The organism is Allochromatium humboldtianum (assembly GCF_013385175.1).
Taxonomy (GTDB): Bacteria; Pseudomonadota; Gammaproteobacteria; order Chromatiales; family Chromatiaceae; genus Thermochromatium; species Thermochromatium humboldtianum.
Genome location: NZ_JABZEO010000005.1, coordinates 231,286 through 247,299 on the forward strand (window position 1 = coordinate 231,286; position 16,014 = coordinate 247,299).

The 16,014-nt window shown below is 61.2% G+C and carries 11 protein-coding genes; 6 read left to right on the top strand and 5 right to left on the bottom strand.

The window, feature by feature from the left end:
* Positions 1 to 145: 145 nt before the first annotated feature.
* The 5 genes from HW932_RS09710 to HW932_RS09730 are packed head-to-tail and all read left to right on the top strand — an operon-like array spanning position 146 to position 7,326.
* A complete protein-coding gene (locus HW932_RS09710; RefSeq protein WP_176976290.1) occupies positions 146 to 2,272 on the top strand; it encodes a type I restriction-modification system subunit M in 2,127 nt (708 codons plus the stop codon).
* Complete coding sequence (locus HW932_RS09715; protein ID WP_176976291.1) at positions 2,269 to 3,582, top strand: restriction endonuclease subunit S; 1,314 nt, start codon at positions 2,269 to 2,271, stop codon at positions 3,580 to 3,582. Before HW932_RS09710 ends, HW932_RS09715 begins: the two co-directional genes overlap by 4 nt.
* The gene (locus tag HW932_RS09720; RefSeq protein ID WP_176976292.1) at positions 3,579 to 3,818 is read left to right on the top strand and encodes a DUF4160 domain-containing protein; all 240 of its coding nucleotides are present in this window, start codon (positions 3,579 to 3,581) and stop codon (positions 3,816 to 3,818) included. Before HW932_RS09715 ends, HW932_RS09720 begins: the two co-directional genes overlap by 4 nt.
* Entirely contained in the window at positions 3,775 to 4,047 is a 273-nt protein-coding gene (locus HW932_RS09725) for a DUF2442 domain-containing protein (protein WP_246296753.1), read from the top strand. Before HW932_RS09720 ends, HW932_RS09725 begins: the two co-directional genes overlap by 44 nt.
* 24 nt (positions 4,048 to 4,071) lie before the next feature.
* Entirely contained in the window at positions 4,072 to 7,326 is a 3,255-nt protein-coding gene (locus HW932_RS09730) for a type I restriction endonuclease subunit R (protein WP_176976293.1), read from the top strand.
* Positions 7,327 to 7,498: 172 nt separating this feature from the next.
* Here the strand turns inward: HW932_RS09730 and HW932_RS22010 are convergent, their stop codons facing one another.
* On the bottom strand, positions 7,499 to 10,333 hold the full coding sequence (locus tag HW932_RS22010) for a methyl-accepting chemotaxis protein (protein ID WP_281358200.1): 2,835 nt from the start codon (positions 10,331 to 10,333) through the stop codon (positions 7,499 to 7,501).
* Between the two features lie 165 nt (positions 10,334 to 10,498).
* Between HW932_RS22010 and HW932_RS09740 the strand changes: the two genes are divergently transcribed.
* Positions 10,499 to 12,430 (top strand): bifunctional metallophosphatase/5'-nucleotidase, encoded by a 1,932-nt coding sequence (locus tag HW932_RS09740; protein ID WP_176976295.1) that lies wholly within the window; start codon positions 10,499 to 10,501, stop codon positions 12,428 to 12,430.
* On the opposite strand, the gene HW932_RS09745 is transcribed toward HW932_RS09740, so the two are convergent.
* The 4 genes from HW932_RS09745 to rpmG all read right to left on the bottom strand — a co-directional run bounded on the left by HW932_RS09745 (position 12,427) and on the right by rpmG (position 16,004).
* On the bottom strand, positions 12,427 to 13,560 hold the full coding sequence (locus tag HW932_RS09745; RefSeq protein WP_176976296.1) for a sodium ion-translocating decarboxylase subunit beta: 1,134 nt from the start codon (positions 13,558 to 13,560) through the stop codon (positions 12,427 to 12,429). The two genes, HW932_RS09740 and HW932_RS09745, sit on opposite strands and share 4 nt — an antisense overlap.
* A gap of 4 nt (positions 13,561 to 13,564) precedes the next feature.
* Entirely contained in the window at positions 13,565 to 15,367 is a 1,803-nt protein-coding gene (gene oadA / locus HW932_RS09750) for a sodium-extruding oxaloacetate decarboxylase subunit alpha (protein ID WP_176976297.1), read from the bottom strand.
* Between the two features lie 108 nt (positions 15,368 to 15,475).
* Positions 15,476 to 15,724, bottom strand: a complete 249-nt coding sequence (locus tag HW932_RS09755) for an OadG family protein (RefSeq protein WP_176976298.1) — start codon at positions 15,722 to 15,724, stop codon at positions 15,476 to 15,478.
* Positions 15,725 to 15,836: 112 nt separating this feature from the next.
* Entirely contained in the window at positions 15,837 to 16,004 is a 168-nt protein-coding gene (gene rpmG / locus HW932_RS09760; protein WP_005222974.1) for a 50S ribosomal protein L33, read from the bottom strand.
* Positions 16,005 to 16,014: the final 10 nt, after the last annotated feature.

The window sequence follows — 16,014 nt, forward strand, 5'->3', positions numbered from 1 at the left end:
GGGTTCCGGGCGTATTCTGGGTGCAGCCACGTACAGCATGTTCCAGGAAGAGCTAGTTGCGGATAAGATTAGGGTTCACACACGTCTTGCCTGAACTGCCGGGCGTCAGCCAGCGTGCCACGATCACAGGACCGAACCCGAAGCGATGACCCGCGACCAACTGAAGCGACTGGAAGCCGATCTCTGGGCCGCTGCCGACACTCTCCGCGCCAACTCCGACCTCAAGGCGTCCGAATACAGTACGCCGGTCCTTGGCCTGATCTTCCTCAAGTTTGCCGATATCAACTACCGCCGTCACGAAGCGACAATCCAGGCTGAGTTCGAGCAGCTCAAGGGAACGCGCCGCGAACGTCCGCTACACGAGATCGCGCTTGCCAAGTGCGGTCTCTATCTTCCCGACCACGCGCGTTACAGCTATCTGCTCGACCTTCCAGAGGACCGGAACATCGCCAAGGCGATCGAGGAGGCGATGGACGCTATCGAGGCGTACAAGCCTGAGCTGGCGGGCAGTCTGCCGAAGCACGAGTACCACCGGCTCACCCAGAGTGCTGAAGAGACCCGGCACCTTCCGTTCGCGCTGCTACGCCAGTTCGACAACATCCCCGAGGATGCCACGGGCGACATCTTTGGGCAGATCTACGAATATTTTCTCGGCAAATTCGCGCTGGCCGAGGGGCAGGGTGGAGGCGAGTTCTTCACCCCGCGCTCGGTGGTGCAGCTCATGGTCGAGATCATTGAGCCGCACGGGGGCACGGTCTTCGATCCGGCCTGCGGCTCGGGTGGGATGTTCGTCCAGTCTGCCGACTTCATTCGGCGTCATCGTCAGGAACTGGAATCACAGGGACGGGACACCAGTGTCTATGTCTACGGACAGGAGAAGCAGGGCGAGACGGTCAAGCTGGCGCGCATGAACCTAGCCGTCAACGGGCTGCGCGGCGAGATTGAACCCGCCAACACCTATTATGGCGACGCTTTCGGTTCGCTCGGTCGCTTCGACTATGTGCTCGCCAATCCGCCGTTCAACGTCGACGATGTCTCGCTCTCGGCGGTCGAGAAGGACAGCCGTTTCAACACCTACGGCATCCCGCGCAACAAGACCAAGGCCAAGAAGTCCGAGCAGGGCAAGGAGACCGTCCCCAACGCGAACTATCTCTGGATCAATCTGTTCGCGACCTCGCTCAAGGAACCGAGCGACAGCTCTCCCGGCGGACGCGCGGCGCTGGTGATGGCCAATTCGGCGTCGGACGCGCGCAACACGGAGGCCGATATTCGCCGGACGCTGATCGAGAAAAACTTGATCTACGGCATGCTGACGCTGCCGTCGAATATGTTTTATACGGTGACGCTGCCAGCGACCCTGTGGTTCTTCGACAAGGGTAAGACCGATGAGCGCGTACTGTTCATCGATGCCCGCAACATCTTTACGCCGATTGATCGCGCCCATCGTGAGTTCTCCGAGGAGCAGATCCAGAACATCGCGGTTATCAGTCGGTTGCACAAGGGGCGGCGCGAGGCGTTTTTGGCGCTGATCGATCGCTATTTCGCCTCGGGCATGGAGCGTTTGGTCGAGAACCGGGCGCAGGTGGAACCGGTCGCGACGCAGCTTCTCGAAGTCCTCGATGAACAGGCCGATGCGGAGGCGATCGACCGTCTGAAAGCCGCCTGGAACGAACTGGTCCCCCTGGAGCAGGCCTATACCGCCTATCAGCAGCAGAACCCGCCTGTCTCTCTGGGAGAGGCTCCAGAGGTGAGCGACATCGAGGCCAGGAACACCGCCCAACGCGAGCTACGCGCGACCTTCGCCCCGTTCTTTGCTCAGTTGCATGAGTGCCTCAAGCAGATTGACAAGGCAGTGCGTCGTCACGAGAAAGCCTTGGCGGAGCAGGCACGGGCAGCGGGCAAGCGCCAGGTGGTTGATCGTGCAACCAAGCAGCTCAAGACGGCGCTCGAAGCCTTACATGCAGAGGTGAAGAACGCCGAGAGTTTCTTTGGGCATATCCAGTGGTTGCAGGAGCGTTTCCCCGAAGCGCGCTACGAGGATGTCACCGGACTTTGCAAGCTGGCGGATCTCGATGAGATCAAGGAGCAGGATTATTCGCTCAATCCGGGGCGCTATGTGGGGGTGGTGATCGAGGAGGACGGAAAGACGGAGGAGGAGTTTTTGCAAACCATTCTAGATTTTAACGAACAGCTTGCGACTCTGAACTCTGAGGCAGCTATTCTTTCCTCAGTGATTGAATCCAACATCTCGAAGATTTCCGAGGGTACATGAAAAACTGGAAAGACGTGCCTTTCGATGAACTTCTTGTCGAGAGCCGAGATGGCGAGTGGGGGCTGAGTCAGCCGGAAGTTGGTCATACTGAAGCGGTCGTCGTTCGCGGTACCGACTTCTCCAGCATAAATAATCCAGGTCAGAATTTGCCGCATCGCTGGATAAAAGATCATTTGGTCGAACGCAAGAGGCTTCAACCTGGAGACATTATTTTCGAGATGGCGGGAGGAACATCCACGCAATCTACAGGTAGAAGCGCTTTGTTGAAACCTGGAGTCTTTGAGCGCAATGCGCCATTACCCATACTATGCGCTAGTTTCAGTCGTCATTTGCGTCTTGATGCCTCCAAATTCTGTCCGGAATTTGTTTACTATTTTCTTCAAACTTTGCACCGTTCAGGGTACATGGGGGTTTTTCATACTCAGCATACAGGTGTGGCTCGGTTTCAATATTCATCTTTTAAAAAACACACCACCCTCAAGATTCCAGATCTTTTGGTCCAACGCAAAATCGCAGCGATTCTAACGGCTTATGACGATCTGATCGATATCAACAACCGCCGAATAGCCATGCTTGAAAAGATGGCCGAGGAAATCTATCGCGAATGGTTCGTTCGTATGCGTTTTCCTGGCCACAAAAACACCAAATTTTTTAAAGGTGTGCCAGAGGGGTGGAAAGAGGTTGAGCTTCGAGAAGTGTGCGATGAAGCATCGAAAAGTACGAAGTCGGGGGAACATTTGTCTGATAGATTTTACCTCCCCCTTGATTTATTGGCATCTAGGCAAATGCTGCCAATCGATCACTACGACTATACATCCGCCCAGAGCAGCTTGGCACTATTTGAGAAGGGCGATATTCTTTTCGGCGCAATGCGTCCCTATCAACATAAAATAATTGTTGCGCCGTTCAACGGCGTAACAAGAACAACGATGTTCGTGATTCGGCCCAAGAAAGATTACCTCCATGCATACTGCTACCTGAACCTTTTTCAGGACTCATCTGTCGAATATGCAACCCTAATATGCAATGGATCAGATCGTCCTTATGTCGTTTGGAATAAAGCAATGGAACGTATGAAGGTTTTTTTGCCTCAAAAGGAAATATTGATCAATTTTGAAAAAATCGTAGCTCCAATTCTCACGAGTATTCATGATTTTTACTTCATCCAGCGAAAGTTGGCTGAAACCCGCGATCTCCTCCTCCCACGCCTGATCTCCGGCAAGCTCTCTGTCGAAGACCTCGACATCCAATTTCCGCTCAGTATGCGCGATGACAGCGAGGCGGACGATCGCTTGGATAAAACGCCATGAGTCCAACCGTCTTCAAGGAGTCTGGTTATCGCTTTTTCTTCTTCTCAAGGGAAGAGGAGCGCATGCATGTGCACATCATGTCCAGCGAAGGCGAAGCCAAATTCTGGCTCGAACCCGAAATCGAACTGGCCAGAAATCACGGTCACTCAAGAAAACAACTGAAGAATATCGAATCACTGATCGAGGTTCACCATGATGAACTCGTTAGCGTTTGGAAACAGCATTTCGGACGTTGAGATCACCAATATCTCAGCCCATGGAGTGTGGCTGCTGGCGCACGGAAAGGAATTGTTCATGGCTTACGACGACTTTCCATGGTTCAAGGCACAGACCATCGAGGCCATCGTCCACGTCGAAGAACCGTCCCCAGGACATTTCTACTGGCCCGACCTGGATGTCGACCTGACGCAGGACATCATCGAGCATCCAGAACGCTTCCCGCTCAAGGCCCGCGCGATGTCCTAGCGCCTCACAGGATCGGGTACCGCCATGCCAAACTTCATTTCAGAGGACGATCTTGAACAGGCCATGGTGCAACACTTGCAGCACCTCCACGGTTACGACGTTCAGGACTGCTACACCGCCGACCCCGCCGACTTCAACGACGGCTCCGGACGCACCGACAAACGCGACGTCATCCTCCGCGACCGCCTCAAGGCCGCCGCTGTCGCCCTCAACCCCGAGATCCCCGAATCGGCTATCGACGACGCCCTGAACCGGCTCTGCGACCGGCGGCAGACGATGACCCCGATTGCGGCCAACCGCGAACTCTACGGCCTGATCCGCGACGGCGTCCGTGTCACCTTCAAGGACGCACGCGGACGCCCCCGCACCGAACGGGTCCGCGTCATCGACTTCGACCACCCCCACTCACCGCACAACCAATTCCTCGTCGTCACCCAACTCTGGATCCAGAGCACCGGCACCGCCGCCAAGGCCGCCTACCGCCGCCCCGACGTCCTGCTCTACGTCAACGGTCTGCCGCTGGTCTTCGCCGAACTGAAGAACGCCAACGTCAAACTGCGCACGGCCTACGACGACAATCTCACCAACTACAAGGCCGACATCCCGCAACTCTTCCTCACCAATGCCCTGTGCGTTCTCTCCAACGGCCTCGAAACCCGCCTCGGCAGCCTGACTGCACATTGGGAACACTTCTTCCACTGGCTACGTCCGGACGACGAACAGGAAAAGATCAAGCGCGAGCAGATCACCCAGGACGGCACCAGCCTCGAACGCTTTCTCCGGGGACTCGGCCCCAAGGACCGCTTACTCGACTACATCGAGAACTTCATCCTCTACCACCGCGAAACCCAGAAGATCATCGCCCAGAACCACCAGTTCATCGGCGTGAACAAAGGCTTCGAGCAATTTCTCCGGCGTAGCGAATGTGGTGGGCGGCTCGGCGTTTTCTGGCACACCCAAGGCTCGGGCAAGAGCTTCTCGATGATCTTCTACGTCCGCAAGATCCTGCGCCAATGCGCGGGAAACTACAGCTTTCTGGTCGTCACCGACCGCGACGACCTCGACGGACAGATCTACCGCAACTTCCTCGACACCGGCACCGTCAGCAAAGCCGATGCCGCCCAGCCCAAGAACAGCGAACAACTACGCCAGTTTCTCGGGCAGAACAAACGCCTCGTCTTCACCCTGATTCAGAAATTCCGCTGGCCCAAGGGTAAAGCCTACCCCCGACTCTCCGAGCGCGATGACATCATCGTCATCGTCGACGAGGCCCATCGAACCCAGTACGAAACACTGGCGGAGAACATGCGCGCCGGTCTACCCAACGCGCATTACCTCGCCTTCACCGGCACACCGCTGCTCGGACGCGAGCGCAAGACCAACGCCTGGTTCGGCGATTACGTCTCGGAGTACAACTTCAGCCAGTCGATGGACGACGGCGCGACCGTGCCGCTCTTCTACCGAAAGCGTGTGCCGACGGTGCTCAACCAGAACGAAGAACTGAGCGAGGAGTTCTACGAGATCCTCGAAGACGAGAACCTCGATGAGGCCCAGCAGGCCAAGCTGGAGAAGCGCTTTGCCACCGAACTGGAGGTGATCAAACGGCCCGACAGACTGGAGACCATCGCGCAGGATGTGGTGCACCATTTCCCACGTCGCGGCTATCTCGGTAAGGGCCTCTTCGTCGCCGTCGATAAATTCACAGCGGTCAGGATGTACGACCAGGTGCAACGGCTCTGGAAGGAGGAGATCAAAAACCTGCATGGAACCATCAAAGCATCGACCGACGAGCTGGAACGCCAGCGCCTGAAACGCCGCCTCACCTACATGCGCGGGGTGGAGATGGCGGTCGTCGTCAGTGCCGAGAACGGCGAGGAGGAGAAATTCGACCAACAGGGTCTGGATATCCGCCCGCACCGTAAGCGCATGGAGCAGGTCGACGCCAACGGACACGACATCGAATACAACTTCAAAGATCCCGAGCACCCGCTGCAACTGGTCTTCGTCTGTGCCATGTGGCTGACCGGCTTCGACGCGCCATCGGTTTCCACCCTCTATCTCGACAAGCCGCTGAAAGATCACACCCTGATGCAAACCATCGCGCGCGCCAACCGCGTCTGCGCGCACCGAATCAACGGGGTCGAGAAGACCAACGGCGAAATCGTCGATTACTACGGCGTCTTCAAACGGCTGAAGAAAGCGATCAAGGAGTACGGCCAGGGCGGCGAGGGCATGGACGATCCACCGGTCCGGGATAAAGAAGAACTCTTCAAGCAGCTCGACGAGGCTATTGAACAAGGCCGCGCCTTCTGCGCCGAGCATGACATCGACATCGACCAGGTCAAAGGCGGCGGTGACGCCTTCAAGCACATCGCGCAGTTCAAGGACTGGGCCGACAGGCTGCTCGCCCGCGACGACCGGCGCAAGAGCTTCACAGTCTACGCCAACACCATCAACACGCTTTATGAGGCGAGCAAGCCGGAGATCCTCGGACAACCCGTCGTGCAAACGGTGTCCGTGTTTCAATATCTGCGTGGTGTGATCGACAGCCTGATCGAACGGCAGGATGTCGACTCAGCCGTTCGACAGATCAGCGCGCTGCTCGACGAAAGCGTCGTGGTCGACGATGACGCCTTCAAGCAGGCCAAGGAGGAGGGGAGTCGCTACCGGATCTCGCACACCGGACAGACTTGGGATCTCAGCCGAATCGATTTCGACCAGCTCAATGAAGATTTCCGCCAAACACCGTACAAGCACATCGCCATCACGGATCTGCGCGCCGTTCTCGACAAGAAACTGGCCGACATGCTGCGCCAGAACAACACCCGACGCGGCTTCGCCGAACGCCTGCAGGCAATCATCGACCGCTACAACTCCGGCAGTAGCTCCGTAGACGCCGACTTTGCCGATCTCCTGCAATTCGCCCAACAGCTTGGCGAAGAAGAGCAACGCCACGTCCAACTGGGACTGAACGAAGACGAACTGGAACTCTACGACCTCCTTCGCAAAGACCGGATGACCCAGGCCGAAGAACAGAAGGTCCGTCTGGCGGCCAAGGCCCTGCTTAAACGGTTGACCGAAACCTCACCCAAGATTCTCGTCCAGGACTGGTTCAAGGATAGCCAGACACGCCTCACCGTTCGAAACGAAGTCGAGGCCGTGTTGGACAAATACCTTCCAGTGGAAAGCTACGACAAAGACCTATTTCTCCAGAAAAGGGACACTGTTTTCGAGCTGACTCTGGATTTGGCGATCAACCATTTGAAATGGGCGGCATGACGGCTCAAAATCCGCTATTTTCATATGAAGCACCTAGACCACAAGGAATAGTCGTAAAAAGATCGTCTTACGTACAACTCGTCCGTCAACCTTGAGCCGGTCAAGAAAAAAAGATCCCTCCAGCGGAGCAGCGCATCCTGCTGCCCCGCTGTTTTTGCGGGAATCGATTCGTTCAGAACTCTTCCCAGTGTTCGCCATCGTCCGTGGCCGGCATCGACTTGGGCCGTTTGCTGAGCGAGGAGGATTGGCTCGCTTTGGCGGGAGACTTGGATTGGGCGCCCATCGTCTTGGGTGCGGCCGATGCGGTCATGCCGGAACGCGGCTGAGCCTGACTCCTGGCCGGCGGGCGCGCACCCGTGGAGCCGGCTCCAGAGAGCTTGAAGATGGAAACGGCCTGCGCCAGCACCCGCGTCTGATCCTCCAGACTCTCGGCGGCCGCAGCCGCCTGTTCGACCAGAGCGGCATTCTGCTGGGTGACTTCGTCCATCTGGGCGACGGCCTTGGTCACTTGCTCGATTCCCGAGCTCTGCTCACGCGAAGCACCGCTGATCTCATCGACCAGCGTCGTGACCTGGCGGAAGCTGTCGAGGATCTCGGACATGGTCGAGCCGGCCTGCGCGGCCAGCTCGGCGCCGCCCTCGACCTTGCCCACCGAGTCGGTGATGAGCTCCTTGATCTCCTTGGCCGCCTGGGCGCTGCGCTGGGCCAGATTACGCACCTCGGCGGCGACCACCGCGAAGCCGCGCCCCTGCTCGCCGGCACGCGCCGCCTCCACGGCCGCGTTGAGCGCCAGAATGTTGGTCTGGAAGGCGATGCCGTCGATGACGCTGATGATGTCGGCGATGCGCCGGCTCGATTCCTGGATCGAACTCATGGTGCCGACGACACGCTGAACCATGTCGCCGCCGCGCGCCGCGATCGAGTTGGCGTGCTGGGCCAGTGAGTTGGCCTGTTCGGCGTTCTGGGCGTTCTGCTTGACCGTGGCGTTGAGTTCCTCCATGGAACTGGCCGTTTCTTCCAGGCTTGCGGCCTGTTCCTCGGTGCGTTGACTGAGATCCTGGTTGCCCGAGGCGATCTCGCCCGCAGCGGTGCTGATGGCCTCCGAGACTTCCAGGATGCGCCCGACCACCTCGCGCAGACGCGCGACCGTGGTGTTGGTGTCCTCCTTGACCTGACCGAAGGTGCCGCTGTAATCGGCCTCGATGGTGCGGTTGAGATCGCCCGAAGCCATGGCATTGAGCACGGCGGCGACATCGGCCAGCCCCCGGGCCATGATCTCGATCAGGCGGTTGAGTCCCTCGCCCAACTGTAAGAAAAAGCCGTCCTTGCCCTGGAGCTCGATGCGGCGCGTGAAGTCGCCGTTGGCCGCCGCCTGGACCAGCTCGGCGATCTCATGTTCGGCCGTGACCTCGGCGGTGCGATCCTGCCACTGGGTCACACGTCCGCGATAGACGCCATCCTCGCCCTTGATCGGGGTGGCGGTCATGCGCAGATTGCGCCGCGATTGGATCATGTCGAAATGCCGGGTCCGGTCCAACTGGCCGCGATAGACCTCGGCGACCGTCTGATCCTCGAAATAGGTCGCGAGGCTGGTGCCGATCATGCCGGCGACCGTGAATCCGGGATGGCGCAGGCGAACATCCGCCTCCATCTTCTGCCAGACGTGCTGCGCGGCGGCGTTGAGGTAGACCAGTTGGCCGCGGTCGTCGGAGATGGTCACAGGCAGGGTGACATTGTCGAGTCCGGTCCGGATGCGCAGATTCTCGTTGGCGATTCGTCGCGCGTCCTGGATGTCGAAGTCCAGCCGTGCCTGGACCGACTTGACCGCCAGCATCATCTCGCCGAGTTCGTCCTTGTTCTCGGCCTGGATGCGGCTGCTGTAGTCGCCGTTGGCGAGGGCTTCCAGATAGCCGAGCGTCTTGCGTAGCGGACGGGTGATCTTACGCACCAGCCAGACGCCGAGCAGGATGGCCGTCACCAGCGCCAACAGTGAGAAGGCGATGGCCTGGCGTTCGGCCAGCTTCGCGGACGCAATGGCGGCGTCGCGCTCGGCTTGCGCGGCACGGCTGACCTTGCCGGCGGCGTCCATGATCAGATCCTTGTAGGAACGCCAGACGACATTGTCCTGGGTGTCATAGATCTCCTTGGCGCCGATCAGGTCGCCGGTGCTGATCCGGATCAACACCTGACCCTGGATGCCGCTGTGGCGCTCGCGTTCCTGCTCGATGCGTTCGAGTACCTGGAGCGCCTCGCGGTCATCGGCCGAGAGCCGGCGCGCCGTTTCCAGATGCTGAGCGAATTGCCGGCTGCCTTTTTCGACATTGTTGCGCGCCTGCTTGTCGCTGGGTTCGAGCAGCAGATAGCGCATGGCGGCGGCCATCTGCAGACCCTCGCCGAGCATGCCGTCGTAGGCCTGTTCCAGGAGCTGGGTTTCATCGTTGATGTGCTGCAATTGCGCGGCGGCACGATCCAGGCTCATGAGCGAGAGCGCCAGCGCCAGCACGAAGAGCGCGGAGATGAGGAAGAGACCGCCCGGTAAGGCCCAGCCGATCGACGTGTCGTTGATTTTGGCGATGATCCGGCGTAGCGGTCTTTGGGCCGGTTTGCCCGCGCGCAGCCGTGCATAGATCGCCTCGGCTTCGGCGATCTGCTCGCGCGTGGGCTTGCGGCGCACCGAGATATAGCCGGTGACTTTGCCATTCTCGCGTAGCGGCGAGACATTGGCCTCGACCCAGTAGAAGTCGCCGTTCTTGCAGCGGTTCTTGACCAGCCCGGTCCAGGGACGGCCGGACTGGATGGTCTGCCACATGTCCTTGAAGGCCGCCGGCGGCATGTCGGGGTGACGGATGATATTCTGCGGGGCGCCCATCAGCTCCTGTTCGGTGAAGCCGCTGATGTCGACGAAATCCCGGTTGAAGTCGGTGATTCGTCCCTTGAGATCGGTTTTGGAGACGATCAGTTGGTCGTCACGCATCACATGCTCGGTGGCGGTGACGGGCAGATTCATGCGCATGGTTGGTCGTGTCCCCTCATGTCGTTACGGCTTGGGCGCGCTTTTGCAAAATCGATCAAGCATTGAGTGTCTTGCCGATCGAGTCAAGCTCGGCGAATGTTGGATCGATATATACTCGCCGGCTCTACTCGTGACTCGGAATCCACCAAGGCGGCCCGTATGGTTCGTTTCGCTTTCAGTCCCAGGCCGGCGGTTGCGATACTCGTCGGGCTGGCGTGCATCGTCTTGGGCGCGAGCGCTGTCGCTGCCGAGGCCGGCACGGATGCCTTCAGGCTGACCATCCTGCACATCAACGATCACCATTCGCACCTCGAACCCACTCTGGATGCACGGCTGGAGTTCGCTGAGCCGGTTGGCTCCATCGAGGTCGAACTGGGCGGTTTTGCGCGTGTGACGGCCAAGATCCGGGAACTGCGATCGCGTTACCCGAACAGCCTGGCCCTGCATGCGGGCGATGCCGTCACCGGCACCCTCTACTACACCCTGTTCAAGGGTCAGGCCGACGCGGCGGCGATGAACCGGGTCTGTTTCGATGCCTATGCGCTCGGCAATCACGAGTTCGACGACGGCGACGCGGGACTGGCGGGCTTTCTCCGAATGCTCGCGGGCGATCCGGCCGGCTGTCGGACTCCGGTGCTGGCGGCCAATGTCGTCCCGGAACTGGGCACGCCGCTCTATCCCCGCGCGGGTGAACGCCTGATCCGGTCGGAGGCGGTACTGACGGTCGATGGGCAGCGGATCGGGATCATCGGACTCGACATCTCGGGCAAGACCCGACGCTCGTCGCGTCCGCTCGACTCGACGGTCTTCCTCGACGAACTCACGACCGCGCAGCAGCGGATCGATGCACTCACGGCTCAGGGTGTCGACAAGATCCTATTGCTGACCCATCGGCAGTATCTCAATGATCTCGACATGGCGCTGCGTCTGCGCGGGGTCGATGCCATCATCGGCGGTGATTCGCACAGTCTGCTCGGCGAGGCATTCGCGGGCTGGGGGCTGAATCCGAGCGGTCCCTATCCGACCGAGACGCGCGATCTGGACGGCAACCGCGTCTGCGTCGTGCAGGCCTGGCAGTATGCGAGTGTCGTCGGCGAGCTGCATCTGAGCTTCGACGCCGACGGGCATGTGACGCGCTGTGAAGGGACGCCGCATCTGTTGCACGGCGAGCGATTCGCGCGCGATGGCCGGTTACTGGAAGGGGAGGCGCGTCAGGCGGTGCTCGATGTCATCGCGGCGGCGCCTGAACTTGGCATCGTTACGCCCGATCCAGCCACTCAGGCGCTGATCGCGCGCTACTCCGAGCAGGTCGAGCGGCTCAAACAGACCATCGTCGGGGTGGCGGTTCAGGATCTCTGTCTGGAACGGGTGCCGGGACAGGGTTTGAGTGCCATCTGTGACGTGCGCGCGACTCAGGCGCATGGCGGGGACATCCAGCAACTGGTGACGGCGGCCTATCTGGCGCGTGTTCCGGAGGCGGACGTGGCGATCCAGAACGCGGGCGGGGCGCGCATCGACATCCCGGCCGGGCCAATCAGCGTCAGTGATGTCTACAGCCTGCTGCCTTTCGCCAATACCCTGGTCGAGCTGCGTTTGACCGGCGCCGAGATCAAGAACGCATTGGAGGAGGCCGTCGCCGGCTTCATGGATCATGCGGACGGATCGGGCGGCGCCTATCCGGTGGCGGCCAATCTGCGCTGGGAGCTGGATTTGAGCCGGCCGCGCGGACAACGCTTCAGCCGCGTCGAGATCCGGCGGCGCGGTGCGCCTGACTGGCGGCTACTGGAGGATGCGGAGGACGTTATCGTTGTTACCAACAGCTTCCTGGCCGGTGGCGGCGATGGCTATGCAATCTTCAAGCGTGCGAGTGGGGAGGGACGAGCCACCGACACCTTCATCGATTACGCGCAGGGCTTCATCGACCATTTGCAGCAGGATCTGGGAGGCGCGGCGCCCGGTGATCCGATCCTCGCCACGCCGCCCGAGGTTCGGGCGCTTCCCTGCGCCGACTACAGCACCCAGCGTTTCGTCGATGGATTGGGTCGACCGTTGCAGTCGGACCCAGAGGTTCCTCAAGGCTGTGGCGGCTAACCGCCCACCAGCGCCAGCAACACACCGGCGGCGACCGCCGAGCCGATGACGCCGGCTACGTTCGGCCCCATGGCGTGCATGATCAGGAAGTTGTGGTGGTTCTCCTCCAGCCCGACCTTGTTGACCACGCGCGCCGCCATGGGCACGGCCGAGACGCCGGCCGCCCCGATCAGCGGATTGACCTTGCCGCCCGTGACCCGGCACATGATCTTGCCCATGATCACCCCGGCGGCCGTGCCGATGCAGAAGGCGAGCGCCCCGAGCAGCAGGATGCCCAGCGTCTCCATGGTCAGGAACTTGTCGGCCGAGAGCTTGGAGCCGACCGCCAGACCCAGCAGGATGGTGACGATGTTGATGATCTCGTTCTGCGCCGCACGGCTCAGACGCTCGACCACACCGGCCTCGCGCAGCAGATTACCGAAGGTCAGCATCCCGATCAGGGGCGCGGCCGAGGGCAGCAGCAAGGCACAGAGGATCAGCACCACGAAGGGGAAGATGATCCGCTCCAGGCGCGAGACCGGACGCATCTGCTGCATGACCACGGCACGCTCGGCCTTGGTGGTCAGAGCGCGCATGATCGGCGGCTGGATGATCGGCACCAGCGCCATGTAGGAATAGGCCGCGACCGCAATCGCCCCGAGCAACTCGGGCGCGAGCTTGGAGGCCAGGAAGATGGCCGTGGGACCGTCGGCGCCGCCGATGATGGCGATCGCCGAGGCGTCGGCCAGCGTGAAATCGAACCCCGGCAGCAGATTGAGCGCAATCGCCCCGATCAGGGTAGCGAAGATGCCGAACTGCGCCGCCGCCCCCAGCAGCAGGGTCGAGGGCCGCGCGATCAGGGCGCTGAAGTCGGTCAGCGCCCCGACGCCCATGAAGATCAGCAGCGGAAAGATCCCGGTCTCGATGCCGGCTGCATAGACCATTCCGAGCAGCCCGTCCGGCCCACCGATGCCGGCGATCGGGATGTTGCTCAGGATGGCGCCGAAGCCGATCGGCAGCAGCAGCAGGGGTTCGAACTTCTTGGCGATCGCCAGATAGATGAGCAGACAGCCGACGCCCATCATCAGCGCCTGCGTCCAATCCAGATTGGCGATCCCCATGGACAGCCAGAGTATTTCGAGCTTGTCCATGACGTTAGCCCAATGCGATCAGCGGCGCGCCGAGCGCCACGGCGTCGCCTTCCTTGACGCGGATCTCGGTCACGCGACCGGCCGACGGCGCGCGGACCTCGGTCTCCATCTTCATCGCCTCCAGGATGACGATCACGTCTCCGGCGTTGACCGTCTGACCGACACCGACCGGGATCTTGACGATGGTGCCGGCGAGCGGGGATTCGATCGTCTGGGCCTGGACCGGCGCGGCCGGTGCAGCGTGAGTCGGCGCCGAACCGGCCGCGGACGGCGTGACGGACTCGATGGCCCCTTGCGGCGAGACCGTGACATCATAGGCGCGGCCATTGACCTCGACGCGATAGTGCTCGGGACCACCGGCCGGAGTCGCCGCCGCGGTTGGAGTCAGAGCGGCGGGCGCGTCGGCGATCTCCCAGGGACGCGGCTCGAAGGCCGCCGGGTTGTCGCGGTTCTCGATGAACTTCAGTCCCACCTGCGGGAACATGGCATAGATGAGCACGTCGTCGATCACCGGATCGACCAGCTTGAGCGTGCGCTCGCGGGCGATCGCCTCCAGCTCCTCGGTCAGACGGTCCAGCTCGGCCGTCAGGTTGTCGGCCGGACGGCAGGTGATGGGCTCTTCGCCCGGCTGGAGCACGCGCGATTGCAGATCAGGATCGACCGGCGCGGGCGTGGCGCCGTATTCGCCGCGCAGCACGCCGGCGGTCTCGGTGGTGATGGTCTTGTAGCGCTCGCCCATGAGCACGTTGAGCACCGCCTGGCTGCCGACGATCTGCGAGGTCGGCGTGACCAGCGGCAGGAACCCCAGCTCCTCGCGCACGCGCGGGATCTCGGCCAGCACCTCGTCGAGCCGGTCCGCCGCGCCCTGCTCGCGCAACTGGTTCTCCATGTTGGTCAGCATGCCGCCCGGCACCTGAGCGACCAGGATGCGTGAGTCGACGCCCTTGAGCGAGCCCTCGAAGCGCGCGTATTTCTTGCGCACCTCACGGAAATAGGCCGCGATCTCCTCCAGCAGATTCAGATCCAATCCGGTGTCGCGCTCGGTGCCCTGCATGATGGCGACCACGGATTCGGTCGGCGAATGACCATAGGTCATGCTCATCGAGGAGATGGCGGTGTCGACCATGTCGATCCCGGCTTCGGCGGCCTTGACGATGGCCGCCGTGCTCAGGCCGGTGGTGGCGTGACACTGCATGGCGATCGGGATGGCGCAGGTCGCCTTGAGTCGCGTCACCAGTTCCTCAGCGACATAGGGACGCAGCAGTCCGGCCATGTCCTTGATGCAGATGGAGTGACAGCCCATGTCTTCGAGCCGCCGGCCCATGTCGACCCAGTAGTCGATGTCATGCACCGGACTGACGGTATAGGACAGGGTGCCCTGGGCGTGGGCATCGGTGGCCAGCGCCGCATGGACCGCGCGCTCCAGATTGCGCAGATCGTTCATGGCGTCGAAGATGCGGAACACCCCGATGCCGTTGACGGCCGCGCGCTCGACGAACTTCTCGACCACATCGTCGGCATAGTGGCGGTAGCCGAGCAGATTCTGACCGCGCAGCAGCATCTGCTGGGGCGTGCGCGGCATCGCGGCCTTGAGCTGACGCAGACGGTCCCAGGGATCCTCGCCCAGATAACGGATGCAGGCGTCGAAGGTGGCGCCGCCCCAGGATTCCACGGACCAGTAGCCAACCTGATCCAGCTTGGCGGCGATGGGCAGCATGTCCTCGGTGCGCATACGGGTCGCCAGCAGCGACTGATGCGCATCGCGCAGGATGACGTCGGTGATGCCGAGTGGGGTCTTCTGAGTCATGGGTCTATTCCCGCTGTTCGCGCCCGCTCGGGCGTCCGGGACGCGCGAGCCGGGCCGGGTCGATGGAGGCTCGGGCCTCTCGGTTGGAAGTCGGGTGCGCGCGTCCGGTCAGCGCTGAGCACGATAGCGCGTGATGGCCGCCGAGATCACGGCGATCAGATCCTCGGAGCCGTCCGCCGGGAGCGGCGCGGCGGCCGGCGACGGCGTAGGCTGGAGCTCCTCGGCGGGCGCCAGGCGCAGGATGAGCGTCGACATCAGACGCAGGATGCCGACCAGCAGCAGCAGAAAGCCGAACACGATGCCCATGCCGATCAGCATCAGCATGAAACTCTCGAACAACAGGGCGCCGTCGGTCATGACAGGGCTCCTTTAGTCTGTGATTTCCCCATACAGCACGAAGCCCGCCGGAAGCGGGCTTCATTGCGCCACGGACAAGGAAGATCGACGACATCGCCGATCGCGATCAGGCTTACTTGATCTTGCCTTCCTTGTACATGACGTGCTGGCGGACGACGGGATCGAACTTCTTGATCTCCATCTTGCCGGGCTGATTGCGCTTGTTCTTGGTCGTGGTGTAGAAGTGACCGGTTCCAGCGCTGGAGTTCAGGCGGATCTTTTCGCGTGCGGCCTTGGCCATGGGGGAATCC